Source organism: Pectobacterium carotovorum (genome assembly GCA_016415585.1).
Taxonomy (GTDB): Bacteria; Pseudomonadota; Gammaproteobacteria; order Enterobacterales; family Enterobacteriaceae; genus Pectobacterium; species Pectobacterium carotovorum_K.
Genome location: CP066552.1, coordinates 880,740 through 906,449, shown reverse-complemented (window position 1 = coordinate 906,449; position 25,710 = coordinate 880,740). Strand labels below are relative to the sequence as shown.

The window sequence follows — 25,710 nt, the reverse complement described above, 5'->3', positions numbered from 1 at the left end:
CGCGGCACGCAGAGGCTAGCAATGCATCAGTCATCTGATGTTATCAAAAAATTTATTATACTCGTCATACTTCAAGTTGCATGTGTGTTGGCTGCAGTCACTCACCCGAATCACTTACTTGAGTAAGCTCATCGGGATTCTTTCCCTTGCCGCCTTCATGAAACTCGAATTATTTAGAGTAGATAATTCAGGCACTGCCAGTTAGGGTTTTAGCCACTGGTCCAGAAAACTAAAGACTTCTTCCTGCTGCTCCTGATAGAAAACGTGTCCCAGCTCAGGCCAGATCTTGGTTTGCAGCTTGCTGTCCGCCCGCTGGGATTGCCACACCTTGTGCATTTTGGCGTAGGCGTCTTCAACGGATTGCGTCGGGAACAGTTTGTCTTTGCCACCGTTAAATAACAGCATCGGTTTTGGTGCGGCAACGCTCGCCACATCTGGGAAATCAAAGCGTGTCGGTTGCCCCGGATGCAACATATAGAATGCCGACTGCCCTCTCAGCACATTGTTGCCCGGCGTCATCAGGCCATCGTACGTGCCAATCCAGGACACCGCTGCCGTTGCCGCGACCTTGTCGGACAACGCGGCAAGCTGCCAGGCACGATAGGCACCCATCGAGAAACCGACGACGCCAATACGTTGCTTATCAACCTGTTCAAGCGATGCCAGAAAATCCGTTGCCCGCATGTCTTCGTAGGCCATCAGCCCCGCGAGCGAGCGCCCCAGATTAAAGAAATTGCTCGCCAGCGCCTGCTGCTGCTCATATTTGATCGGCCCACGCGATCCCCAACCTAGCGCATCCACCGCCAGCACTACATAGCCCCGCTTCGCCAATTCATCCCCAACAAAACGGCCAGTGAAAAACTTATCAGCCCACGCCTGTGCGGAATCAAGCTGTTCGTTATTCCCCCACGGCTTGATCATCTTCTCTTTGCCGATATCAAACTTCGCGCCGTGATCGTGTAGCAGGATTACCGCAGGATGCGGCCCCGCGCTTTTTGGCGTCAGGAGCAGCGCGTCTACGCGGCTTTCATCGGTCAGGTTAAAGGCAACTTTCTCTGCCGTGTAGCTGCCGCGATCCTGTTTTTCAATCGCCTGCGGGGCAAAGTCTTTGGTGGAGTCCGGCGTTAGGAGCAGCGAACGTAGCGTTTCTCTCGACTGGGCTTGCCACTGGCTAAAATCCGTAAAATTCCCAGATAGCCAGGAATCCGAGTAGGTCATCTGCTGCTTAAGCTGCGGATAGAATGAAGGAAGCCCTTCATCCGTCACCGCCTGATCCGTCGCGGGTTGAATCGTAGGGTTCATATCGTTCGCCATCAGTGAAGGGCTAGCCAGCAAAGCCGTCAACAGCCAGACAGAGGTGCGTAAGGTATTAAGATTCATCATAACCTCAAAAACAAAACGTCGTTTCTTTTTTGAGGTTTGATTGTAATTGACGCGGCTAAAAATAAACGGACGGAAGGCGCATTCTGCGAAACAGCAGGCAAAAAAAAATCCGGCACCTGTAAAGGTGCCGGATTGAATTCACGCTATTCGAACCTGAGCGAACTTACTTCTTCTTCGCTTTCGGGTTCGGCAGGTCGGTGATGCTGCCTTCAAAGATTTCAGCGGCCAGACCAACGGATTCATGCAGCGTTGGGTGCGCATGGATGGTCAGAGCGATATCTTCTGCATCACAGCCCATCTCGATCGCCAGACCGATTTCACCTAACAGTTCACCACCGTTAGTCCCGACAATCGCACCACCGATAACACGGTGAGTTTCTTTGTCGAAAATCAGCTTGGTCATACCGTCAGCACAGTCAGACGCGATAGCACGGCCAGACGCTGCCCATGGGAAGGTCGCGGTTTCGTAGCTGATGCCTTTCTCTTTCGCTTCTTTCTCAGTCAAACCTACCCACGCCACTTCCGGTTCGGTATAGGCGATAGAAGGAATCACTTTCGGATCGAAGTAGTGTTTCTTACCGGAGATCACTTCAGCAGCAACGTGGCCTTCATGCACGCCTTTGTGCGCCAGCATCGGCTGACCAACGATGTCGCCGATAGCATAGATGTGCGGCACGTTGGTGCGCATTTGCTTATCAACGTGGATGAAGCCGCGATCGTCAACTTCCACGCCCGCTTTGCCAGCATCCAGGTTTTTGCCGTTCGGTACACGACCGATAGCAACCAGAACCGCATCGTAACGCTGTGGCTCGGCTGGCGCTTTTTTACCTTCCATCGTCACATAGATGCCGTCTTCTTTGGCTTCTACTGCCGTCACTTTGGTTTCCAGCATCAGGTTGAACTGCTTGCTGATACGCTTGGTGAAGACCTTAACGACATCTTTGTCAGCAGCTGGGATAACCTGATCGAACATTTCAACAACGTCGATCTGTGAACCCAGAGCGTGGTAAACGGTACCCATTTCCAGACCGATGATACCGCCGCCCATAACCAGCAGACGTCCTGGGACGTTTTTCAGCTCCAGCGCATCGGTAGAATCCCATACGCGCGGGTCATCATGAGGAATGAAAGGCAGTTGGATTGGACGTGAACCCGCCGCGATAATCGCGTTATCGAAGTTGATCGTCGTTTTGCCGTTTTCACCGTCAACTTCCAGCGTATTAGCACCCGTGAATTTGCCCAGACCGTTAACCACTTTAACTTTACGGCCTTTCGCCATGCCAGCCAGACCACCGGTCAGTTGGGTGATGACTTTTTCTTTCCACAGACGGATTTTATCAATGTCGGTTTTAGGTTCACCGAATACGATACCGTGTTCTGCCAGTGCTTTGGCTTCTTCAATGACTTTAGCAACGTGCAGCAGGGCTTTGGAAGGGATACAACCCACATTCAGACACACCCCACCCAACGTGGAGTAGCGCTCTACCAGTACGGTTTCCAGACCCAAATCCGCCGCGCGGAATGCAGCAGAGTAACCCGCGGGGCCGGCACCAAGTACCACTACCTGAGCTTTAATTTCAGTACTCATCATGACCTCTTAATTGTTTTCCGGCGGGTCTGTGACGTCACACCCGTCGTCTTTCAAGTGGCAGGTGCGTTAGCATCGTGTCTTCACTCCAGTCACTTACTTGAGTAAGCTCCCGGAGATTCAGCCCCTTGCCGCCTTCCTGTCACCCGAAATCCATAGGGTGCATTTTTAATAACGCCCTCTTCCACCGGGACGTGTCTTTGCCGCTGTAGTTTACAAAATCGTTAACAATTTTGAAACAACAAGCGACTAACGATTTGTCCTTGATCACTGACAGCTGTAACAAATAACAGCTTATCAGAAAAAAGCCGGCCGTCAGGCCGGCTTTTCGATTACATCACCAGACGGCGGATGTCAGACAACGTGTTGTTAATGATGGTAATGAAGCGAGCACCATCAGCACCGTCAATGACCCGGTGGTCGAAGGACAGAGACATCGGCATCATCAGACGCGGAGTGAACTCTTTACCATTCCAGACCGGTTCCATCGCGGACTTAGACACACCAAGAATAGCCACTTCCGGCGCGTTGACGATCGGCGCAAAGTGCGTAGTCCCGATGCCGCCCAGGCTGGAGATCGTGAAGCATCCGCCCTGCATTTCGCCAGCGGTCAGCTTACCGTCACGGGCTTTCTTGGAGATCGCCATCAGTTCGCGAGACAGCTCAGTGATGCTCTTCTTGTTCACGTCTTTGAACACTGGAACCACCAGACCATTCGGCGTATCAACCGCGACACCGATGTTGATGTATTTCTTCAGCGTCAGACGTTGTGCATCTTCAGACAGTGAACTGTTGAAGCGTGGCATCTGCTCAAGCGCAGCGGCAACGGCTTTCATGATGAAGACAACTGGGGTGAATTTCACATCCAGTCTGCGCTTCTCTGCTTCGGCATTCTGCTGTTTACGGAACGCTTCCAGATCGGTGATATCCGTTTTATCAAAGTGCGTAACGTGCGGGATCACCACCCAGTTACGGCTCAGGTTGGCACCAGAGATTTTCTGGATGCGACCCAATTCCACTTCTTCAACTTCACCAAACTTGCTGAAATCGACTTTCGGCCACGGCAGCAGCCCCGGCAGAGAACCACCGGTAGCAGCAGCAGGTGCAGACTCAGCGCGTTTCACAGCATCTTTCACGTAAGTCTGAACGTCTTCGCGCAGGATACGGCCTTTACGACCAGAACCCTTCACTTTCGCCAGATTCACGCCGAATTCACGTGCCAGACGACGGATAACCGGCGTGGCGTGAACGTAAGCATCGTTCTCAGCGAAGTCGCTCTTGCCTTCCGCTTTCGCGGCCGGTGCAGCAGCAGGTTTTGCCGCTGGAGCTGGTGCAGCCGCCGCTTCTTGCTTGGCAGCCGGAGCCGCCGCAGGTGCAGCGCCTTCCACTTCGAAGACCATGATCAGTGAACCGGTTTTAACTTTATCACCAGTGCTGATTTTGATTTCTTTAACCGTACCCGCGAACGGCGCAGGGACTTCCATTGAAGCCTTATCGCCTTCAACGGTGATCAGTGATTGCTCAGCCGCGATTTTATCGCCAACTTTAACCATCACTTCAGTCACTTCAACTTCATCACCGCCGATATCCGGTACGTTGACTTCTTTCGCCGCAGAGGCCGCTGGCGCAGCTGCTGCAGGAGCAGCGGCTTGTGCCGGAGCGGCAGCAGGTGCAGCACCCGCCACTTCGAATACCATGATCAGAGAACCGGTAGAAACTTTATCGCCAGTACTGATTTTGATCTCTTTAACCGTACCTGCGAAAGGTGCCGGGACTTCCATAGACGCTTTGTCGCCTTCTACAGTGATCAGAGATTGTTCAGCAGCAACGGTGTCGCCCACTTTAACCAGCACTTCGGTCACTTCGACTTCATCACCGCCGATATCCGGTACGTTGACGTCTTTCGCTGCCGATGCCGCTGGGGCAGCAGCCGGAGCCGCTTCTTTCTTCTCTTCTGCCTTGGCAGGTGCAGCGTCAGCTGCACCGTCGGCGGAATCGAAAATCATGATCAGTTTGCCAGTTTCAACTTTGTCACCGACAGAGACTTTAATCTCTTTCACGACACCAGCCTGCGGAGAAGGGACTTCCATAGAAGCCTTATCACCTTCAACCGTGATCAGCGACTGTTCAGCTTCAACTTTGTCGCCAACCTTCACCAGCACTTCGGTGACTTCAACTTCATCTGCACCGATGTCCGGTACGTTGATTTCGATAGCCATGTAATCTTTACCTCTTATGCCAGACGCGGGTTAACTTTATCTGCATCGATGTTGAATTTAGTGATGGCATCTGCAACCACTTTCTTATCGATTTCACCGCGTTTAGCCAGTTCACCCAGAGCCGCAACCACGACGTAAGACGCATCCACTTCGAAGTGGTGACGCAGGTTCTCACGGCTGTCAGAACGACCGAAACCGTCAGTACCCAGTACGCGATAATCGCTAGCCGGGACGAAGCTACGGATTTGCTCAGCAAACAGCTTCATGTAGTCAGTAGATGCAACCGCTGGCGCATCGCTCAGAACCTGAGCTACGTAAGGTACGCGTGGCGTTTCGGTCGGATGCAGCATGTTCCAACGTTCACAATCCTGGCCTTCGCGTGCCAGTTCAGTGAAGGAAGTCACGCTGAATACGTCAGAACCGATGCCGTAGTCTGTCGCCAGAATCTGAGCCGCTTCACGTACGTGACGCAGGATAGAACCTGAACCCAGCAGCTGCACTTTACCTTTGCTACCTTCAACCGTTTCCAGCTTGTAGATACCCTTACGGATACCTTCTTCCGCACCCTGCGGCATCGCAGGCATGTGGTAGTTTTCGTTCAGCGTGGTGATGTAGTAGTAAATGTTTTCCTGCGCTTCGCCGTACATGCGGTGCAGACCGTCATGCATGATGACAGCAACTTCGTAGGCAAATGCCGGATCGTAGGAAATACAGTTCGGGATAGTCAGAGACTGAATGTGGCTGTGACCATCTTCGTGCTGCAGACCTTCGCCGTTCAGCGTCGTACGACCTGAAGTACCACCGATCAGGAAGCCACGAGCCTGTTGGTCACCCGCTGCCCAGCACAGGTCGCCGATACGTTGGAAACCGAACATGGAGTAGTAGATGTAGAACGGGATCATCGGCAGGTTGTTGGTGCTGTAAGACGTTGCCGCCGCCAGCCAGGAAGAACCTGCGCCCAGCTCGTTGATACCTTCCTGCAGAATCTGACCTTTCTGGTCTTCTTTGTAGTAAGCAACCTGCTCACGGTCCTGCGGAGTGTACTGCTGGCCTTTCGGGCTATAGATACCGATCTGGCGGAACAGGCCTTCCATACCGAAGGTGCGCGCTTCGTCAGCGATGATCGGAACCAGACGATCTTTGATAGATTGGTTCTTCAGCATCACGTTCAGGGCACGTACAAACGCGATAGTGGTCGAGATTTCTTTGTTCTGCTCTTCCAGCAGAGTGCTGAAATCTTCCAGCGTTGGCAGTTCCAGTTTTTCGCTGAAGTTAGGCTGACGAGACGGCAGATAGCCACCCAGTGCCTGACGACGCTCGTGCAGGTATTTGTACTCTTCAGACTCTTTATCGAAAGTGATGTACGGCAGTTTTTCGATATCAGCATCAGACACAGGCACGTTGAAGCGGTCGCGGAAGTAACGCACGCCATCCATGTTAACTTTCTTAACCTGGTGAGCGATGTTCTTACCTTCAGCCGCGTCGCCCATACCATAACCTTTAATGGTATGCGCCAGAATAACGGTTGGTTTGCCTTTGGTGTCCTGCGCTTTTTTCAGTGCAGCGTAGACTTTCTTCGGATCGTGACCACCACGGTTCAGTGACCAAATTTGATCGTCGGTCCAGTCTTTAACCAGTTCTGCCGTCTCCGGGTATTTACCGAAGAAGTGCTCACGCACATAGGCACCGTTTTTGGATTTGAAGGTCTGGTAGTCACCGTCGACGGTTTCTTCCATCAGTTGGATCAGTTTACCGCTGGTGTCTTTACGCAGCAGTTCGTCCCAACGGTCGCCCCACATGACTTTGATCACATCCCAGCCAGCGCCGCTGAAGATACCTTCCAGCTCGTTGATGATCTTGCCGTTACCTGTAACCGGACCATCCAGACGTTGCAGGTTACAGTTGATGACGAACACCAGGTTGTCCAGTTTTTCACGGGTCGCGATAGTGATCGCACCTTTGGATTCTGGTTCGTCCATTTCACCATCGCCCAGGAAGGCATAAACGGTTTGTTTAGAGGTATCTTTCAGACCACGGTTTTCCAGATACTTCAGGAATTTAGCCTGGTAGATAGCACCGATCGGGCCCAGACCCATAGAGACGGTCGGGAACTGCCAGAAGTCCGGCATCAGTTTAGGGTGCGGATAAGAAGACAGACCGTTACCGTGAACTTCCTGACGGAAGTTGTTCATCTGATCTTCAGTCAGACGGCCTTCAAGGAAGGCACGAGCGTAAACGCCCGGAGAGATGTGGCCCTGGAAGTAGACCAGGTCGCCGCCGTCCTGCGCAGTGCGAGCACGGAAGAAGTGGTTAAAGCACACTTCATAGAAAGTGGCGGAAGACTGGAAAGAAGCCATGTGGCCGCCCAGATCCAGATCTTTTTTAGAAGCACGCAGCACTGTCATGATCGCGTTCCAGCGGATTGCTGAGCGAATACGACGTTCCAGATCCAGATTACCAGGGTATTCCGGCTCGTCTTCCACTGCGATGGTATTGATGTATTGACGTGCAGCTGTACCAGCAGCAACGCTGACACCGCCTTTACGTGCTTCACTCAGAACCTGATCAATCAGGAACTGGGCGCGTTCAACACCCTCTTCACGGATGACCGATTCGATCGCCTGCAGCCAGTCGCGGGTTTCGATCGGATCCACGTCATTATTTAAACGATCTGACATGGTTATTCCTTATCTTCTCTAATCAGTTAGTTTATGGAGCCTGTCTTCCTGCATTCTGACTTAGGTTTCGTCCTAAGCAAAACGCATGAAGACAGGCTCATCGTCGTCATTACCGCATTCAGAGCCCCAAAGTACGGATGCTCAATCCCTGCGTTGCTGGAGCCGACGCAGCGATCTCTCGCGCCGACTATGTTCCCGGTTAAGATCCAGCAATACTTCCTCAATAAACGCCAGATGACGGTGTGATGCTTCGCGCGCCTTTTCCGGCTCACGGGCAACAATCGCCTCAAAAATGCTGGCGCGATGAATGCTAACCTGAGCCAACACTTCACGGCTCAAATAAAGCAATTCAAAATTTTTCCTCACGTTCTGTTCGAGCATCGGCCCCATACAGCGCACCAAATGCAGCAACACCACATTATGCGTGGCTTCTGTTACAGCAACCTGATACTGCATAACGGCTTCTGACTCGGCGTCCAGATCGCCCGCTTCCCTCGCCTTCTCAATCACGGCATGACAATCCCGGATACGTTGCAGATCCGACTCGGTGCCACGCAACGCAGCATAGTAGGCAGCAATGCCTTCCAGCGCATGACGCGTTTCCAGAAGATCGAACTGTGATTCGGGATGTGTGCTCAGTAATTCTGCCAGCGGATCGCTGACGCTTTGCCATAGATTGGCTTGAACGAAGGTACCACCACCCTGACGGCGCAAAAGGAGACCTTTAGCTTCCAGGCGTTGAATGGCTTCTCTCAGAGAAGGGCGGGAAACATCGAACTGTTTTGCTAGTTCGCGCTCTGGTGGGAGCTTCTCGCCGGGGCGCAAGGTTCCCTCAAGAATCAGAAACTCCAGCTGCTGTTCAATCACATCTGACAGTTTGGGCTGACGGATCTTGCTGTATGCCATAGTGAATTCTTCTCTGCGAATGGCGCGGAGTCAATTGGTAATACCAATTTCAAAAACGTGACGCTAAAGTAACAAAGTATTCACCTTCTGTCCATAAGGACCTTGAGCTAAATCACCAATCCCACCAGATTTTAACAAATGCACGAGAAACATGCGGCAAAGTGATAGCCTGCCTGTGGTATTACCATTAATCCCCTCTGTCTATATTTTAACTTTTTTGAAACGTAAAGCAGGCGTTGCTGAACCGTTTAAATACGAAAATAGTGAATTTAAATGCAAAAAATAAGGTTTTTTATTCTCATAAGGAAAGTGTAATTACCCGCAGATCCCTATCGGGGTAAACACCATTTTACAGCAGGGATAAAGAGATAATAAAAGGAAGTAAACCCAAAGGGGTAGAAACCCCCTTCTACCCTAAAAAATCATCTCTCGATTTTCTCGTCATCAGGTTCTTAATCAGGGAGAGGTAAAATTTTTGATGTGGCGATAGTTTTTAATTATCAGACTATAAGAAATCAGTGCAATTTTGCGTACTTACCACTATTCTCTGCCAAACGGTAGCGGTTTTCTTATTTTAAGAAACATCAGCCCGTAAAAATAAAATTACACAAACGTATAGTCACTAATACGCGTGTTCGTTCACACCGTGTTTTTTACTTGTACTGGCAGAGGGTTAAATTTGATGGATAATCAACAAACGGACGGCACGCTAAAGCGTGGTTTGAAAAACCGTCATATCCAGTTGATTGCCTTGGGTGGCGCGGTAGGTACTGGCCTCTTTCTTGGTATTGCGCAGACAATCAAAATGGCCGGGCCATCGGTCCTGTTAGGCTATGCGATTGGCGGGCTGATCGCGTTTCTCATTATGCGCCAACTGGGCGAGATGGTGGTTGAAGAGCCGGTAGCTGGATCGTTCAGCCACTTTGCTTATAAATACTGGGGCGATTTCGCAGGCTTTGCATCAGGATGGAACTACTGGGTGCTGTATGTTCTGGTCGCCATGGCCGAGCTCAGCGCCGTGGGGATTTACGTCCAATACTGGTGGCCAGACATTCCGACCTGGGTATCCGCCGCCGTCTTCTTCCTGCTGATTAACGCCATCAATCTGGCGAACGTCAAAGTCTACGGTGAGATGGAATTCTGGTTTGCCATCATCAAAGTCGTCGCGATCATTGGCATGATCGTCTTCGGCGGCTGGCTGCTGCTCAGCGGTACGGGCGGGCCGGAAGCGACCGTAACCAACCTGTGGGCGCAGGGCGGGTTCTTCCCGAATGGCGTGCTCGGTCTGGTGATGGCAATGGCCGTAATCATGTTCTCATTTGGCGGGCTGGAACTGGTGGGGATTACCGCAGCAGAAGCGGATGACCCAGAGAAAAGCATTCCACGTGCGACCAATCAGGTTATCTACCGCATCCTGATTTTCTACATCGGTTCACTCGCTATCCTGCTGTCACTGTACCCGTGGGGCAAGGTTGTGGAAGGCGGTAGCCCGTTCGTCATGATCTTCCATGAACTGAACAGCAACGTCGTAGCAACGGTGCTGAACATCGTGGTATTGACCGCTGCACTGTCCGTTTACAACAGCTGCGTGTATTGCAACAGCCGCATGCTATTCGGTCTGGCGAAGCAGGGTAACGGACCGAAAGTACTGAAAACTGTCGATGCTCGTGGCGTACCCGTTGTTGCTATCGGCATCTCCGCGCTGGCGACAGCGCTGTGCGTCCTGATCAACTACCTTATTCCCGGCAAAGCCTTCGAGCTGCTGATGGCGCTGGTCGTATCTGCTCTTGTGATTAACTGGGCGATGATCAGTCTGGCGCACCTGAAGTTCCGTGCGCAAAAGGACAAAGAAGGTACGGTGACCAAGTTTAAAGCGCTGCTTTATCCGCTGGGTAACTACATCTGTCTTCTGTTCCTGGCCGGTATACTGGTCATCATGTTCCTGACGCCGGGCATTCAGATTTCCGTCATGCTGATTCCGGTCTGGCTGGTTATTCTGGGCGTGGGCTACTTCATCAAAAAGAAAAATCAGGCGGCGTAAGCCTCAGCGTTCACCACATCCTTTTCCATGGCCGACTCTGTCGGCCATTTTCATATCTGGTAAACGATTGGAAATCAAACCAGCGCACCGTATATCGTCAGGAACGCGACCACCACCACCAGTGCTAACGTCACTTTTTTTGCTAGCGTCACCGCGGCTTTCGGTGTCTCTACAGGCTCAACGTGGGATTCACGCGCCAGAGAAAATTGGGCCAGTTGAGTTAACACCCAATACTGTGAACTGCGAGAATCCCCCAGCGAGGCGAACCAGGCAGGCAGCGCTTTCTCGCCGTGCCCCAGCAGTGCATAAGCAGCACCGACCAAGCGGGCAGGAATCCAGTCAAGCCAATGCAACAAACTATCGACACCAGACTGCGCGCGCTCCAGCGGGGTGTGGTGGCGGGCAAGCCAGGTCTGTCTGGCGCGTAAAAACGCGTACCCCATCAACGCAATCGGCCCGTAGGGTCCAGCAACGATAAACCAGAACAGCGGCGCTAAATAAAACCGGAAATTTATCCACAGCAGCGCGTTTTGCAGCTCTTTCAATTGCTCGCTTTCGCCTGTGCCAACGGGCAGGCCGTGAATCAGCGCCAGCTCTGCCGCCATTTCCCGGCTGGCATCCGCCTCACCGCGCTGTGCGGCCTGCAAATAGCACCGATAGTGCTGACGAATTTCACCCGCACCAATGCACATCAGGCTGATGACAATCCACAGCAAAAGAGAAATCAGGCCGAACAAAATACCGCTCATGAGCCACAGCAGGCCTGCCACGATACCCATGCTGCACAGCGTCAGGAACAGCGTTTGAAGTAAAGACGAAGGCGGCACGTGCCGGAACACGACCTCAAGCCGATGATCGATCTGCCAGTGCTCGCCCTGTTTGAACAAGCGTTCCCATGCCAGCGTAAGCAACAGTGTAAACAGCGTCATTAATCCAGGCTCCCTTTGTTCTCTGTCCAGTTTTCTTGTAGCAGACGATGATAGCCGTCCCAGTCAAATGCCGGGCCGGGGTCGGTTTTACGGCCCGGAGCGATATCGCTGTGTCCAGTAATGCGCGATAGCGTAATGGGATAGACCCGCATTAACAGACGTGTAATCGCAACCAGCGAGTGATACTGCTGCGCGGTAAAAGGCAGCGCATCCGTCCCTTCCAGTTCAATGCCAATAGAGAAATCATTGCAGCGTTCTCGGCCTTCAAACACCGAAACGCCAGCATGCCAAGCGCGCTGCTCGAAAGACACATACTGTGTGATTTGCCCATCACGGCGAATCACACAGTGTGCCGCGACGCGTAAATGGGAAATGTCGGCGAAATAGGGATGCGCCGAGGGATCCAAAGTAGCCGTAAATAGTTGATCAATATACGGGCCGCCAAATTCACCGGGCGGCAGACTAATATTGTGGATCACCAGTAGGGAAGGCACCTCATTATTTGGGCGACCATCATAATGCGGTGAAAGCGTGTGTGTAATGTCGGATAACCAGCCATTTTCCAAAAGCATCGGCGATAACCTCGCATCGTATCGTATCGTTTGCCGGCTGAATCAGGCGAAAAATCAATTTCAGGCGTAAAAGCCATGTAGCCAAAAATCCTTGTATCCAAGATACCATGTTTCACGCCATGCTATCTATTCAACTGGGTATCAATAGATTTTACCGTTTTTTTTGTGATATTCCCGCTGTTTTCCTGCCTGAAAGCAATCCCGATATCTTTTTTAGTAAGGTGGAATCCCTAACCCCACTATGTGATTAAAATCACATTACACATGTAATATTGCAATGTACGCTAATAGTTTTCGTGCATTGCATCTATTTTTACTTAAAATACAAAGCAAAATTATCTCCTGATTTTTTTAGATATTGAGAATTTTTATTTCGATATCTCACACAAGACGTACATTACGCCTAACACTATGGTACTTAACATGAAAAAAACTTTCGCTGCAGGCGCTTTACTCGCCCTGTCATGCTCAATGCCTGCTCTTGCCGACAGCAATAAAGCCGAATATCTGTCCGACTGGTGGCATCAGAGCATTAACGTCGTCGGCAGCGCCCACACCCGTTTCGGGCCGCAACTGAACAGCACGACTTATCTGGAATACGAAGCATTTGCGCGTAAAGACTGGTTCGATTTCTACGGCTACGCCGATGCGCCTAAATTTTTTGGTGGCGATCCTGACAGCCGTGGCATTTGGGACAAAGGCTCTCCGCTGTTTGTCGAGATCGAACCACGCTTCTCTATTGATAAGCTGACGGGGGCTGACCTCAGCTTTGGTCCGTTTAAAGAGTGGTACATCGCTAATAACGTTATTTACGATCAGGGCCGCAACAGCGGTTCACGCCAGAGCACCTGGTACATGGGCTTAGGCACCGATATTGATACCGGTACCGATCTGTCTCTCTCAGTAAACGGCTATGCCAAATACCAATGGCAGAACTACGGCGCGGCGAACGAAAACGAATGGGACGGCTATCGTGTAAAAGTGAAATACTCTTACCCACTGGGCTCGATGCTGGGCGGCAACGTCTCGTATATCAGCTTCACCAATTTCGATTTTGGTTCAGAACTGCGTGATAAATCAAATGCAAGCCGCACCAACAACTCCATTGCCTCCAGCCATATTCTGGCGCTGGGCTACGACCACTGGCACTACTCTTTCGTCGCTCGTTATTTCCACAATGGCGGCCAATGGGCTGATGGCGCAGAACTCAATTTCGGCAAAGGCCCGTTTGAAGTGAAATCTACCGGCTGGGGCTACTACCTGGTCGTCGGTTACAACTTCTAAAATCGCATCCCCTTTCCGGCGATCGGAGATCGCTCGCCGGAAAGTTAATAGCAGTAACAGGTTGAATTGTAATAATTATTCATTCTGGATGTCCTGATATAAACAAGGTAGCATAGACCTCCGAATCCCCCTTCGGAGTTTTGTCATGTCAACGCGTCGCTACAGTCAGGAACAACGCCAAAAAGCCTTGCTCGCTCGTATTGCACAAGATATCCCCGCCAGCGTGCAACTGGCCTTGCGTGAAGATTTAGGTGGCATCGTCGATGCTAATCAAGATATTACCGCCCTTCTGTTACCCGACAATGAGACCGTCAGCGCACGCATCATCACGCGTGAAGCGGGTATATTCTGCGGCACGCGCTGGCTTGAGGAAGTCTTTTCTCAATTAGGCAACACGACAACGATCGTCTGGCACGTTGCCGATGGCAACGCTATCACTCCCAACCAAACGCTATGTGACATCACAGGGCCAGCCAAACAGCTTCTTACGGGTGAACGCACGGCGCTGAATTTTCTGCAAACGCTGTCCGGCGTCGCAACCGAAGTCAGCCGCTATGTTACCGTATTGCAGGGAACGCGCACTCGACTGCTGGATACGCGCAAGACGCTGCCGGGGCTGAGAACCGCGCTGAAATACGCCGTATCATGCGGTGGCGGAGACAACCATCGACTCGGTTTATCCGACGCCTTCCTGATTAAGGAAAACCACATCATCGCCGCAGGCTCAATCAAAAATGCGGTAGAAAAAGCGCAGTCTTTACGCAGCGATGTTCCGGTAGAAGTGGAAGTCGAATCGTTGGATGAGTTACAGCAGGCGCTGGAAGCAGGCGCAGATATCATCATGCTGGATAATTTCAGTCTGGATAACATCCGAGAAGCCGTTGCTATAGCACAAGGCCATGCGCTGCTGGAAATATCCGGCAATGTCACCCTCGACACGCTGCGTGGCTATGCGGAAACTGGCGTGGACTATATCTCAGTAGGGGCGTTAACCAAGCATGTGCAGGCGCTGGACTTATCCATGCGCTTTATCTAACCGTTCCTATTTTTTACCAACGAGGTGCCATCCCGTACCTCGTTCTTAACGCTCAATCTCACGCTCTCCATTCCATCGTAATGACACGTACTCACACGCACAGTCGCCAGTCCTGATAATGTGAGAATTGCGTACCTGTCCACAAAAATTTTTCAACGCTCTGCAAATCCCTAGAAATACGTCGTAACGCTTTCCTATTTTGATTTTCCCCGCTCGTCAGTCATCGCTCCCTTTTCTATGCTGCCAGTCATCCGTATGGATTGATGCACCACAATATTTATGTGCCACAAAATTTATATGCAACAACAGGGAAATCAAAATGATAAAACAACAAGGATTTACGCTGATTGAGCTGATGATCGTCATTGCGATCGTCGCCATCCTCAGCGCTATTGGCGTACCGGCTTATCAAAGCTATCTGCAAAAAGCAGCGCTGACTGACATGCTGCAGACCATGGTGTCTTATAAAACGCCAGTCGATCTCTGTGGTCTGGAAAATGCCGCTTTTACGGCCTGCAATGCAGGTAATCAGGGAATACCGGGCAGCAAATCTTCACGCTATGTCAGCGCCGTTAGCGTCACTCAAGGGGTGATTACGCTGACTGGACAATCCACTCTGCAAGGGCTGCGCGTTATTCTGACACCAGCGTGGGATACCGAAATCGGCGCTTCACGCTGGACGAAAAACTGTGCCACGGATGACAACGCAGAGAGCCTACAATCTGCCTGTCAGGACGTTTTCCGTTTTGATAATACGGCAGGCTAATCATGACAGATTCTTCCTTCTCCTCCGAGCATACGCTCAGCGAATTACAGACGCTGTGCCGACGTTATCAGGCCCTGTTGCTCAGCCTCGATGAACAAACGCTATCGGTCGCCGTCACGGCGTCCCCTTCTGCGGAAATGATTTCCGCGCTGCGTTTCGCCAGCAATCGCCGCATTATGGTGGAGCAATGGCCACAGGCCAGAATGGAACAGCAGCTTAACCCGGTGAACGCCGTTGCTGAGCCCACAGAAACCTACCATGCCGGCACTTATAACAGCAGTTATCACAACAGCGCCGGGCAACAGGATCATGACGACGATTCCCCCGTGGCACAGTTTATCCATCAAACGCTGCGTCTCGCCGTTCAGCGGCGTGCCTCTGATATCCACTTTGAGCCGTTACTCGACAGCTATCGCGTACGTCTACGCATCGACGGCGTGCTACAGGCCATATCCGCACCGCCTCCCGAACTGACGAACCGAATTACCGCGCGGCTGAAAATCATGGGTAAGCTGAACATCGCCGAACGGCGATTGCCGCAGGACGGTCAATTCAGCCTGACGCTGGATCAACAAGCCTATTCGTTGCGCATCGCTACGCTGCCCGTGCAACAGGGAGAAAAAGTCGTACTGCGTATCTTGCAAACGCATCAGCAGGAGCTGGCGCTGGATAAACTCGGGCTCACTGCAAAGGCGTTACAGCAAGTGATTAGCGTGCTGAGCGCCTCACAGGGAATGCTGTTAGTCACGGGCCCAACGGGCAGTGGAAAAACCGTCACACTTTACAGCGCGATACGTTGGCTAAACGAGTGCAGCCGCAATATCTGTAGCGTAGAAGATCCGGTTGAAATTCCCCTGGAGGGAATCAACCAAACGGCAATCAATCCTAAAGCCGAACTGGGCTTTGGCCGCATTTTACGAGCGCTGCTGCGGCAGGATCCAGACGTCATTATGATCGGTGAAATACGCGATGCCGAAACCGCAGAAATTGCGGTAAAAGCCGCACAAACCGGCCACCTAGTCATGTCCACACTGCACACCAATTCTGCCGTAGACACGTTAACTCGACTCAGTCATCTCGGCATCCCCGGTTACCTGTTAGCTGCGGCGCTAAAACTCATCATTGCCCAACGCCTTGTACGTCGGCTATGCCCGCACTGTAAAACCCCAGGAGAACCGCTGCTTTCACTGCCACACGACGTATGGCAAGGGCCACTGCGCCATTGGCAAGCCCGCGGCTGTAGCCACTGTTTTTCTGGCTACTATGGCCGCGTCGCGCTCTATGAGTTATTGCCTATCACGCCAGATTTTCAGGCAGCGCTGGCGGGCAACGCCAGCACAGGGAAGTTATCCTCACTGTCTCACAACTCAGGTTTTCCAACGTTGCTGACCGCAGGGCTTGAGTTGGTCAACGATGGCCTGACCTCACTTGCTGAAGTCTACCGTGTGGTGGGCGATGAGCGGCCAATGAATCAGGAGGAGAAATGAGGCTACAGCGCTTATATCACTGGCAGGCCATCACGTCCGAGGGCGAATTTATCGATGGAGAACTCATTAGCACACATCGCCAGCACGCCTATGCCAGTCTAATTGCACAGGGCTACCAGCCGCTTCTTGTAAAAGCTGGCCATTATCTGTCGCTACGCGACTGGAAACGTGAACAGCTAGGCGAGTTAATCAAACAGCTCGCTGCCCTGCTACAAGCCGGATTACCGCTGCTGGAAGCATTAAAACTGGTGTCGGAACAGCATGAACGCCCCGGCTGGCGTTGCGTATTACGGGATGTTCGTACCCATGTTGCTCAGGGAAATTCGTTCTCTGAGGCGTTACAGGAATACCCGCATATCTTTCCCGTTCTGTATCGTTCCCTCATTGCCGTCGGCGAATTGACCGGGAAGCTAGACGAATGCTGCCTACAGCTCGCTCAGCAGCAAGAAAAACAGTCCAGGCTGCAACAGAAAGTCATCAAAGCACTACGCTACCCCTGCTTTGTTTTGGCAATTGCCATAGTGGTCAGCATGATGATGCTGACGCTGGTTCTGCCCGAGTTTGCGATGCTTTATTCCTCGTTCGATACGCCGTTGCCGTGGTTTACCCGACAGTTGCTTAATCTGGCAGGGATAATCACTGACTACGGATTCATTGGGTTGCTGGTACTCAGTGGCCTGATAGTGGGGTATGCCCGCTTGAGACAGAAACGGCCATTATGGAAAACCCGAGAGCAAGAGTGGCTGCTGAAGCTTCCTATCGTATCCAACCTGCTACGCGGTAAATCGCTGAACCAGATATTCCATATTCTTGCCATGACGCAGCATGCCGGTTTGACGCTCCCGGAAGGGCTTGATGCCGCCGCGACAATCCGTCATCCGCTTTATCAGACCGCGATTCAACAAATACAAGCGCAACTGCATCAGGGCACGTCGCTATACCATGCCACACAGCATCATGCCTCTCTGTTCCCAGCGCCTTGCCCGCAGTTAATTCGCGTGGGAGAAGAAACGGGTGCGTTGGATGCGATCTTTACACAACTGGCAGAATGGCATGAGGGTCGGGTACAACAGCAGGCAGACATGCTGACACAAACGCTGGAACCGTTGCTGATGATGGTCGTCGGGGGGATGGTCGGGGCACTGGTGATTGGCATGTATTTGCCTATCTTCCAGTTGGGGAATGTATTGGCCGGTGCCTGAACCGACCAATACAGCACGACAACGTTTACACGTTAGGCCGCACGCCCTCGCTAACAGCAAAATAGACGGAGCGTAACAGCGGCAGCTATCCGTTGAAAATACGGTTTTCCTACTCGGCCACGCGGATAAACGTTGTACGCTTCGTCAGCTCTTTCAAACGGGATGCTCCGACATAGGTACAGGCCGATCGCAGTCCGCCAAGAATATCGCGTACGGTATTGTCTACCGGACCACGCAGAGGCAATTTCACGGTTTTTCCTTCTGCGGCACGATACTCCGCTACGCCGCCAACATGACGTTCCATCGCGGATGCAGAACTCATGCCGTAGAACAGCATCATTTTCTCACCGTTTTCTTCAACGATAGTGCCTTCACATTCATCATGTCCTGCCAACATACCGCCCAGCATGACGAAATCGGCTCCGCCGCCAAATGCTTTCGCGACATCGCCCGGCATGGCGCATCCGCCGTCGCTCACGATTTGTCCACCGAGGCCATGTGCTGCATCGGCGCATTCGATCACGGCAGAAAGCTGAGGGTAACCGACACCCGTTTTAACGCGCGTCGTGCAGACAGAACCTGGGCCAATGCCAACTTTCACGATATCCGCGCCGGAGAGGATAAGCTCTTCCACCATTTCACCGGTCACGACGTTTCCAGCACAGATAACTTTGTCTGGGCAAGCCTCGCGTGCTTTTTGCAGGAACGTGACAAAGTGCTCGGAATAACCATTGGCCACATCAATACAGATAAATTTCAGCTCAGTCGACAACGCTAAGATTTGCTTTAACTTGATGAAATCAGCCTCAGATGTCCCGGTCGAGACCATCACATGGCGCAATACCGATGCCGGTGTGCGTTGCACAAACTGAGACCATTGCTCGACAGAATAGTGTTTATGGACAGCCGTCAGAACATCAAAAGAGGCCAGCACCTCCGCCATACTAAACGTACCGACAGTATCCATATTGGCTGCGATAATCGGTACGCCGGACCAGTTGCCGCCAGCATGGAGGAAGGTGAATTGACGTTCCAGTTCAACGTCGGAGCGGCTTTTCAGCGTCGAACGCTTTGGCCGGATGAGAACGTCTTTAAAGCCTAACTTTAAATCTTCTTCAATACGCATGAGGTTCGAGTTCCTGGTTAGTGACGGCGGAATGCTCAGTATTGTTACTAAGCGATACCCTAAATAATTCGAGTTGCAGGCAGGCGGCGACCGCACGAATTTCCAGGAGCTTACTCAAGTAAGTGACTGGAGTGAGTAAGGGAAGCCAACGCACATGCAGCTTGAAGTATGACGGGTATAATCATTTCTGAAAAAATAATAGCCCTTTACCAGTGACGTTATCATACGCAGGAATAATCCTGCGGCAAGACTGCGATTTCCACTTTATTTGGGATAAAATCAGAGAAATTTACCTATCACCCAGCAAAGTGATAACGTGAAGCACACTGCGGTTGATGCCTGATTGACTTCAAAGAGGCAGGAACACATTCCTCACCTTTGAAAATAATAGAAATGTTAACTTTTCAACACGGGTGCAATGACATACATCGTAGCCTTAACGGGCGGTATCGGCAGCGGAAAAAGCACCGTTGCTGATGAATTTGCCAAATTAGGGGCCACTATCGTTGATGCGGATATCATCGCGCGTCAGGTAGTCGAGCCTGGGAAACCCGCACTGGATGCCATCAGGCTCCGGTTTGGCGACGCTATGCTCAATACCGATGGTTCATTGGATCGTGCCGCACTACGCCAACGGATTTTTTCCTCACCGGAGGAGAAACAGTGGCTGAATAATTTACTCCACCCGTTGATCCATCAGGAAACACAGGCCCAGTTTCAGGCTGCATCCGCACCGTACATTCTGTGGGTCGTCCCTTTACTGGTGGAGAACGGTTTACAACGGCGGGCACAGCGCATTCTGGTCGTTGATGTAGACAAAGAAACACAGCTTGCACGCACGCTAGCTCGCGATGGCATCAGTCGGCAGCAAGCAGAAAACATACTGGCAGCACAGGCTACCCGAGAACAGCGCCTGGCTTATGCCGATGATATTATTGATAACAGTCGCTGCCCGAACGAGCTGGCTCCACAGGTTGCGGAATTACACCGCCAGTACCTGGAGCTCGCCGCCTCCGCAGCCGACAGGATGACTAAGAATGAGTGACGCTCCCTCAACGATTTTATTCGAATACCCGCTGAACGAAAAAACACGTACCTGGTTGCGTATCGAGTCATTATTGCAGCAGTTGCATCAAAACCACTCCCTGACCGATATGGGAGGCGCTCTGACATTTTTTCGTGCTATCGCCGAACTGCTAGATGTGCTGGAACGTGGAGATGTCCGTACCGAGCTGCTGAAAGATCTGGAGCGGCAACAGCAAAAACTGCTGCAATGGAGTGATGTACCGGGCGTTGACATGGAGCGCATCCATACGCTGAGACGCCAGTTGAAAGATCTGGCTAGTACGTTGATGGCCGCGCCACGAATGGGGCAGTTCTTACGGGAAGATCGCCTGATTGGCATGGTACGCCAGCGCCTTGGTATTCCCGGCGGATGCTGTAGTTTCGATCTACCCACTCTGCATAGCTGGCTGCACCAACCTCAGGAACTGCGTGAGAAATTGGTTTCCGGCTGGCTTAACTCCTTGTCGCCGCTCAAACAAGCGCTGGATATGATCCTGGAACTGATCCGCCACTCCGGCACGTTCCGCCCGCAGACCAGCCTGAACGGTTTCTTTCAGGACAATGCCTCCGATGCTGACCTGCTACGTTTGCGCCTTGAACAGGTACATCAGCTCTATCCGCAGATCTCCGGCCATAAGACACGCTATGCCATCCGTTTTCTGCCATTAGATAGCGAAAACGGCCACATTCCTCCGCGTTTAACATTTGAACTGGCCTGCTGCTAGACTCAGCCCTGACAAACCAGAATGTGTTAAGTCACAAATAGAGTGAAAAAGAATCTTATGACAACAGAAGTTACGACAGTAAAATGCCCAACCTGCAAGCAGGCGGTCATCTGGGAAGCTGCCAGCATCTATCGCCCATTTTGCAGCAAACGCTGTCAGCTCATCGATTTGGGTGAATGGGCTGATGAAGAAAAGCGCATTCCAAGTGATGATATGGTTTCTGATAGTGAAGAATGGAGCGAAACGCGCTAACGGCCACGTTTCGCCACTATAGTTTTCAGGCAGGGGCTTTCAGACAGGAAAAAGTAAAGCTAGATTAAAGCGATTTCAGCCAGCGGATCATCTCCGCATTCGCTGGCGGAAATTCTTCCTCACGTAATTCGTCTACGTTAACCCAGCGAGATTCCTGACCTTCCCGGCCATAGGGTTCCCCCTGCCACGTTTCAACCAGAAAGAAATGAAGCGTGATGATTCTCTCCGGCGTAGAAAACGTTTTATCGTTTAGCGCCTGTGGTGCGCTAGCCTCGATGCCCGTTTCTTCATGCAGTTCACGAATCAGCGCCTGCTCTGGCGTTTCGCCCTCTTCAACTTTACCGCCGGGAAATTCCCACATCCCTGCCATATGCACGCCATCAGGGCGGCGAGCAATGAAATATTGCTGCTCCGCATTGCGGATGATGCCTACCGCGACGGATAACTGTTTTTGCGTCATGACACTTCCTATCAGGTTCTTATCAAGTAAAAGGCGGTCAATGACCGCCCTTGTACTTATCACATTTTAATCACTGGATTCAGCAGTCAATTATTTCTGTAAGCGACCGTGGCACTGCTTATATTTCTTGCCTGAACCACATGGGCAAGGATCGTTACGCCCAATTTTACGGTCTGCCTGCGCCGGTGAACCCGTATTCAGGCTATCTTCTTCCTGATGGCTAAACTGTTGCTGCTGCGCCAAACGCTCAGCTTCTTCACGGCGTTGCTGCTCCAGCGCTTCGATTTCTTCTGGCATTCTCACCTGGACTTTGCTCAGCGTGCTAATCACTTCATATTTCAGTGATTCCAGCATCGCGGCAAACATAGAGAACGACTCACGCTTATATTCTTGTTTCGGATCTTTCTGTGCATAGCCACGCAGATGGATGCCCTGACGCAGGTAATCCATTGCCGCCAGATGCTCTTTCCACAAGGAATCCAGCGTCTGCAGCATCACGCCTTTCTCGAAGTTGCGCATGACTTCCGTGCCAACCACTTCTTCTTTGCGATGATAAACCTCAAGCGCGTGCTGGAAAATACGTTCACGCAGCGTTTCTTCGTGCAGCTCAGGCTCTTTATCCAGCCACGCCTTGATTGGCATATCCAGATCGAAGTCGTTCTTCAGGCGCTGTTCCAGACCTTCCGTATCCCACATTTCTTCCAGAGATTCCGGTGGAATATAGCTGTCGATAGTCGCTTTAAACACATCTTCACGAATACTGGTGATGGTTTCACTGATATCGGATACATCCAGCAGTTCGTTACGCTGTGTGTAGATCGCACGACGTTGATCGTTCGCCACATCATCGTATTCCAGCAACTGTTTACGAATATCAAAGTTACGGCTTTCCACTTTGCGCTGTGCGTTAGCAATCGCCTTGGTGACCCACGGGTGCTCAATCGCTTCGCCCGGTTTCATACCCAGTTTACGCATCATGTTGGAAACGCGATCGGAGGCAAAAATACGCATCAGCGCATCTTCCATCGACAGATAGAAACGTGATGAACCTGCATCCCCCTGGCGGCCGGAACGACCACGCAGCTGGTTATCGATACGGCGAGATTCATGACGTTCTGTACCGATAATGTGCAAACCACCCGCAGCCAACACCGCATCATGGCGCACTTTCCAGGCCGCTTTGATTTCTGCAATTTGTGCGTCATCTGGGTTTTCCAGATGTGCGACTTCTGCCTGCCAGCTACCACCCAATACGATGTCCGTACCACGACCGGCCATGTTGGTCGCGATGGTGACCGCACCAGACTGACCAGCCTGTGCAACGATGTCCGCTTCCATGGCGTGGAATTTCGCATTCAACACATTGTGTTTGATGCCCGCTTTTTCCAGCGCCTGAGAAACCACTTCTGATTTTTCAATGGAGATCGTACCGACCAGAATAGGCTGGCCTTTTACAGAGCGGTCTTTGATATCTTCAATAATGGCATCGATTTTTTCCTGCTCGGTCATGTAGACCAGGTCAGGCAAGTCTTTACGAATCATCGGACGGTTAGTCGGCACCACAATCGTATCCAGCTTATAGATGGAGCTGAATTCGAACGCTTCGGTATCTGCCGTACCGGTCATACCGGCCAGTTTTTCATACAGGCGGAAGTAGTTCTGGAAGGTAATGGAAGCCAGCGTCTGGTTTTCATTCTGAATAGTCACCTTCTCTTTCGCTTCTACAGCCTGATGCAAACCATCAGACCAGCGACGTCCCTGCATGGTACGGCCAGTGTGTTCGTCGACGATGATCACTTCACCGTCTTTCACAATGTAGTCCACATCGCGGGTAAACAGCACGTGCGCACGCAGCGCAGCGGTAACATGGTGCATCAGCATAATATTGGTCGGAGAGTACAGCGACTCACCCTCTTCCATAATGCCTTCTTTCACCAGCAATTCTTCTACCAGAACCAGACCACGTTCGGTGAGGTTAACCTGACGCGCTTTCTCATCAACAGAGAAGTGGCCTTCGCCGTGGAAGGTATCAGAATCTTCTTTCTCCTGACGGATCAGGTGAGGGATGATTTTATTGACGCTGATATAAAGCTCAGAGCTGTCTTCAGCCGGGCCAGAAATGATCAGCGGCGTACGCGCTTCATCGATCAGGATGGAGTCAACCTCATCCACCAGCGCGTAGTACAATTTACGCTGTACACGTTCTTCTGGGCTGAACGCCATGTTGTCACGCAGGTAGTCAAAACCGTATTCGTTATTGGTACCGTAGGTGATGTCTGCGGCATACGCTTCACGCTTCGCCGGAGCAGGCATTCCCGGCAGGTTAATCCCAACGCTCAGGCCAAGGAACTCAAACAACGGACGGTTATTTTCGGCATCACGCTGTGCCAGATAGTCGTTCACGGTAACCACGTGTACGCCACGACCCGTCAGCGCATTCAGGTACGCAGGCAGCGTTGCCGTCAGCGTTTTACCTTCACCGGTACGCATCTCCGCGATGCAGCGTTCGTTCAGTACCATACCGCCGAGAAGCTGCACGTCGAAGTGGCGCATGCCAAATACACGCTTACTGGATTCACGCACCACGGCGAAGGCTTCCGGCAGCAGACTCTCCAACGTCGCGCCTTTTTCCAGACGAACACGGAACTCCAGCGTTTTCGCTTGCAGTTCCTCATCTGAAAGTTTTTCCATTTCTGGCTCTAAACGACTGATGACATCAACATTTTTACGCATACGACGCAGCGTACGATCGTTACGGCTACCAAAAATTTTGGTTAGGATATTCATGACCATAATAATTTTAATCTCACAAGTGCCACGTATCCAGTGGCAACACAACATCGAAAAACTGAGAAACTCAGCAAAAAACGAGAGAAATTTCTTCAGCTAATTATCCACTACACTTTCAGCTGATAAGAGAAGGTCCTGCACGGATGCCGCGGATTTGGGCAAGCCAGATGCCGATTTGATGGTGTGCCTGAGGATAAAAAGTGACGCGCCCAGCATGGGGGGAGATCACAAAGGGATACTGGGAATCCTGCGTCAGCAACGCATTTAGCGTATCCAGCAAAACCAGAGAATGAGGTTGAAGATCGTCAACTTGCTGGGCACTGGCCGTCTGTGGCGTCGTCAACGCAAAAGAAAGGTGGCGAATTACCGTACGAATCGCATGCTGATGCCAGTAGTCAACGCTGTAGGACGAACGCCGATGCGCTTCCTTCAGCGCGACCAGATCGGTAAGGTTCAGCGATACGTTATTCTGGCGACTAACACTGGAGCTTGAATTAGGGAGTGAGGCGATATCCTGTGAGTCGTTAAGGCTTGTCGGCAGGCCAAGACTCGCCGCGACCATCCCTAATAAGAGATGCGGCCAGAAATAACGTCTGCCAAATTGTCGCCAACGATTTAGAATACCAATCACGAGTAACATCCACCGGAGCCAAGCCTATGCGTGATAGCCGCCCACAATCACTGGAATTTCTGTTTGATAGCGCATCCATGTCGGGTAAAGGCCCGCTACAAGATGTGCAACAACGCGCTATCGCCTTATTAAAACTCAACCGCGCCGTACGCGGATTACTGCCTGCACCGTTGCACCCATGGTGCCGCGTCGCTAATTACCGGCAAGGTTTACTAATACTGGAAACCGCCAACGCCAGTTGGTTGATGCGGTTACGTTACGAACAACCTGCGTTGCTCTCTGCATTACGCGCACAAATACTACCATCATTGGCTTCAATCGACATCAGGATTAATCCAACGCTTGCCGCAAAAGGGCATGAAATCGTGAAAAATAGTGACATTGCAGCGACGGAAAATACCGACGACAAACCGTTGCGTCAGTTGAGTGAACAAAGTGCGGAGACATTGAGGACGTTAGCAGGCAACAGCCCGGAAAAACTCAGAAAGATATTAGAACGACTGGCTTCGCTGGCCGGAGAGAGTACCAGTAAAACCAGTCGTAATAAGAAATGATTACTTCAATTTCAAG

General features: G+C 51.6%; 21 protein-coding genes. 10 read left to right on the top strand and 11 right to left on the bottom strand.

Annotated features, from left to right (window positions below; genetic code table 11):
- Positions 1–201: 201 nt before the first annotated feature.
- From JFY74_03975 to pdhR, 5 genes are all read right to left on the bottom strand, one after another.
- Positions 202–1,380 (bottom strand): alpha/beta fold hydrolase, encoded by a 1,179-nt coding sequence (locus JFY74_03975; protein ID QQG29231.1) that lies wholly within the window; start codon positions 1,378–1,380, stop codon positions 202–204.
- A 166-nt stretch (positions 1,381–1,546) separates the two neighbouring features.
- Complete coding sequence (gene lpdA, locus JFY74_03970) at positions 1,547–2,971, bottom strand: dihydrolipoyl dehydrogenase (protein ID QQG29230.1); 1,425 nt, start codon at positions 2,969–2,971, stop codon at positions 1,547–1,549.
- 332 nt (positions 2,972–3,303) lie between these two features.
- Complete coding sequence (aceF, locus tag JFY74_03965; GenBank protein QQG29229.1) at positions 3,304–5,190, bottom strand: pyruvate dehydrogenase complex dihydrolipoyllysine-residue acetyltransferase; 1,887 nt, start codon at positions 5,188–5,190, stop codon at positions 3,304–3,306.
- 14 nt (positions 5,191–5,204) lie between these two features.
- Entirely contained in the window at positions 5,205–7,868 is a 2,664-nt protein-coding gene (gene aceE, locus JFY74_03960; GenBank protein QQG29228.1) for a pyruvate dehydrogenase (acetyl-transferring), homodimeric type, read from the bottom strand.
- A gap of 141 nt (positions 7,869–8,009) precedes the next feature.
- On the bottom strand, positions 8,010–8,774 hold the full coding sequence (pdhR, locus tag JFY74_03955; GenBank protein ID QQG29227.1) for a pyruvate dehydrogenase complex transcriptional repressor PdhR: 765 nt from the start codon (positions 8,772–8,774) through the stop codon (positions 8,010–8,012).
- A gap of 682 nt (positions 8,775–9,456) precedes the next feature.
- Here pdhR and JFY74_03950 point away from each other — a divergent pair.
- On the top strand, positions 9,457–10,815 hold the full coding sequence (locus JFY74_03950) for an amino acid permease (GenBank protein QQG29226.1): 1,359 nt from the start codon (positions 9,457–9,459) through the stop codon (positions 10,813–10,815).
- A gap of 74 nt (positions 10,816–10,889) precedes the next feature.
- Here JFY74_03950 and ampE read toward each other — a convergent pair whose 3' ends face one another.
- Positions 10,890–11,744: a beta-lactamase regulator AmpE gene (gene ampE, locus JFY74_03945; protein QQG29225.1), complete on the bottom strand. Its 855-nt coding sequence runs from the start codon at positions 11,742–11,744 to the stop codon at positions 10,890–10,892.
- Positions 11,744–12,316, bottom strand: coding sequence for a 1,6-anhydro-N-acetylmuramyl-L-alanine amidase AmpD (gene ampD, locus JFY74_03940; protein QQG29224.1), 573 nt, complete (start codon positions 12,314–12,316; stop codon positions 11,744–11,746). The genes ampE and ampD overlap by 1 nt, the downstream gene beginning before the upstream one ends.
- A 423-nt stretch (positions 12,317–12,739) precedes the next feature.
- Between ampD and JFY74_03935 the strand changes: the two genes are divergently transcribed.
- From JFY74_03935 to hofC, 5 genes are all read left to right on the top strand, one after another.
- Complete coding sequence (locus JFY74_03935; GenBank protein ID QQG29223.1) at positions 12,740–13,600, top strand: nucleoside-specific channel-forming protein Tsx; 861 nt, start codon at positions 12,740–12,742, stop codon at positions 13,598–13,600.
- 145 nt (positions 13,601–13,745) lie between these two features.
- On the top strand, positions 13,746–14,636 hold the full coding sequence (gene nadC / locus JFY74_03930; protein QQG29222.1) for a carboxylating nicotinate-nucleotide diphosphorylase: 891 nt from the start codon (positions 13,746–13,748) through the stop codon (positions 14,634–14,636).
- 319 nt (positions 14,637–14,955) lie between these two features.
- The gene (ppdD, locus tag JFY74_03925) at positions 14,956–15,402 is read left to right on the top strand and encodes a prepilin peptidase-dependent pilin (GenBank protein QQG29221.1); all 447 of its coding nucleotides are present in this window, start codon (positions 14,956–14,958) and stop codon (positions 15,400–15,402) included.
- Positions 15,403–15,404: 2 nt separating this feature from the next.
- Positions 15,405–16,889: a type II secretion system protein GspE gene (gene gspE / locus JFY74_03920; GenBank protein ID QQG29220.1), complete on the top strand. Its 1,485-nt coding sequence runs from the start codon at positions 15,405–15,407 to the stop codon at positions 16,887–16,889.
- The gene (gene hofC / locus JFY74_03915) at positions 16,886–18,091 is read left to right on the top strand and encodes a protein transport protein HofC (protein ID QQG29219.1); all 1,206 of its coding nucleotides are present in this window, start codon (positions 16,886–16,888) and stop codon (positions 18,089–18,091) included. Before gspE ends, hofC begins: the two co-directional genes overlap by 4 nt.
- A gap of 109 nt (positions 18,092–18,200) precedes the next feature.
- On the opposite strand, the gene JFY74_03910 is transcribed toward hofC, so the two are convergent.
- On the bottom strand, positions 18,201–19,217 hold the full coding sequence (locus JFY74_03910) for a GMP reductase (GenBank protein ID QQG29218.1): 1,017 nt from the start codon (positions 19,215–19,217) through the stop codon (positions 18,201–18,203).
- 418 nt (positions 19,218–19,635) lie between these two features.
- Here JFY74_03910 and coaE point away from each other — a divergent pair, with 418 nt between their 5' ends.
- Genes coaE through yacG form a run of 3 tightly spaced genes read left to right on the top strand, consistent with a single transcriptional unit; the run spans position 19,636 to position 21,259 of the window.
- Positions 19,636–20,262: a dephospho-CoA kinase gene (gene coaE, locus JFY74_03905; GenBank protein ID QQG29217.1), complete on the top strand. Its 627-nt coding sequence runs from the start codon at positions 19,636–19,638 to the stop codon at positions 20,260–20,262.
- On the top strand, positions 20,255–21,007 hold the full coding sequence (zapD, locus tag JFY74_03900; GenBank protein QQG29216.1) for a cell division protein ZapD: 753 nt from the start codon (positions 20,255–20,257) through the stop codon (positions 21,005–21,007). Before coaE ends, zapD begins: the two co-directional genes overlap by 8 nt.
- Before the next feature lie 57 nt (positions 21,008–21,064).
- Positions 21,065–21,259, top strand: a complete 195-nt coding sequence (gene yacG / locus JFY74_03895; protein QQG29215.1) for a DNA gyrase inhibitor YacG — start codon at positions 21,065–21,067, stop codon at positions 21,257–21,259.
- Between the two features lie 64 nt (positions 21,260–21,323).
- Here the strand turns inward: yacG and mutT are convergent, their stop codons facing one another.
- From mutT to secM, 3 genes are all read right to left on the bottom strand, one after another.
- A complete protein-coding gene (gene mutT / locus JFY74_03890) occupies positions 21,324–21,719 on the bottom strand; it encodes an 8-oxo-dGTP diphosphatase MutT (GenBank protein ID QQG29214.1) in 396 nt (131 codons plus the stop codon).
- A gap of 90 nt (positions 21,720–21,809) precedes the next feature.
- Positions 21,810–24,512, bottom strand: coding sequence for a preprotein translocase subunit SecA (gene secA / locus JFY74_03885; GenBank protein QQG29213.1), 2,703 nt, complete (start codon positions 24,510–24,512; stop codon positions 21,810–21,812).
- Between the two features lie 112 nt (positions 24,513–24,624).
- A complete protein-coding gene (gene secM, locus JFY74_03880; GenBank protein ID QQG29212.1) occupies positions 24,625–25,140 on the bottom strand; it encodes a secA regulator SecM in 516 nt (171 codons plus the stop codon).
- 26 nt (positions 25,141–25,166) lie between these two features.
- Between secM and JFY74_03875 the strand changes: the two genes are divergently transcribed.
- A complete protein-coding gene (locus JFY74_03875) occupies positions 25,167–25,694 on the top strand; it encodes a DUF721 domain-containing protein (GenBank protein QQG29211.1) in 528 nt (175 codons plus the stop codon).
- The last annotated feature ends 16 nt before the right edge of the window (positions 25,695–25,710 follow it).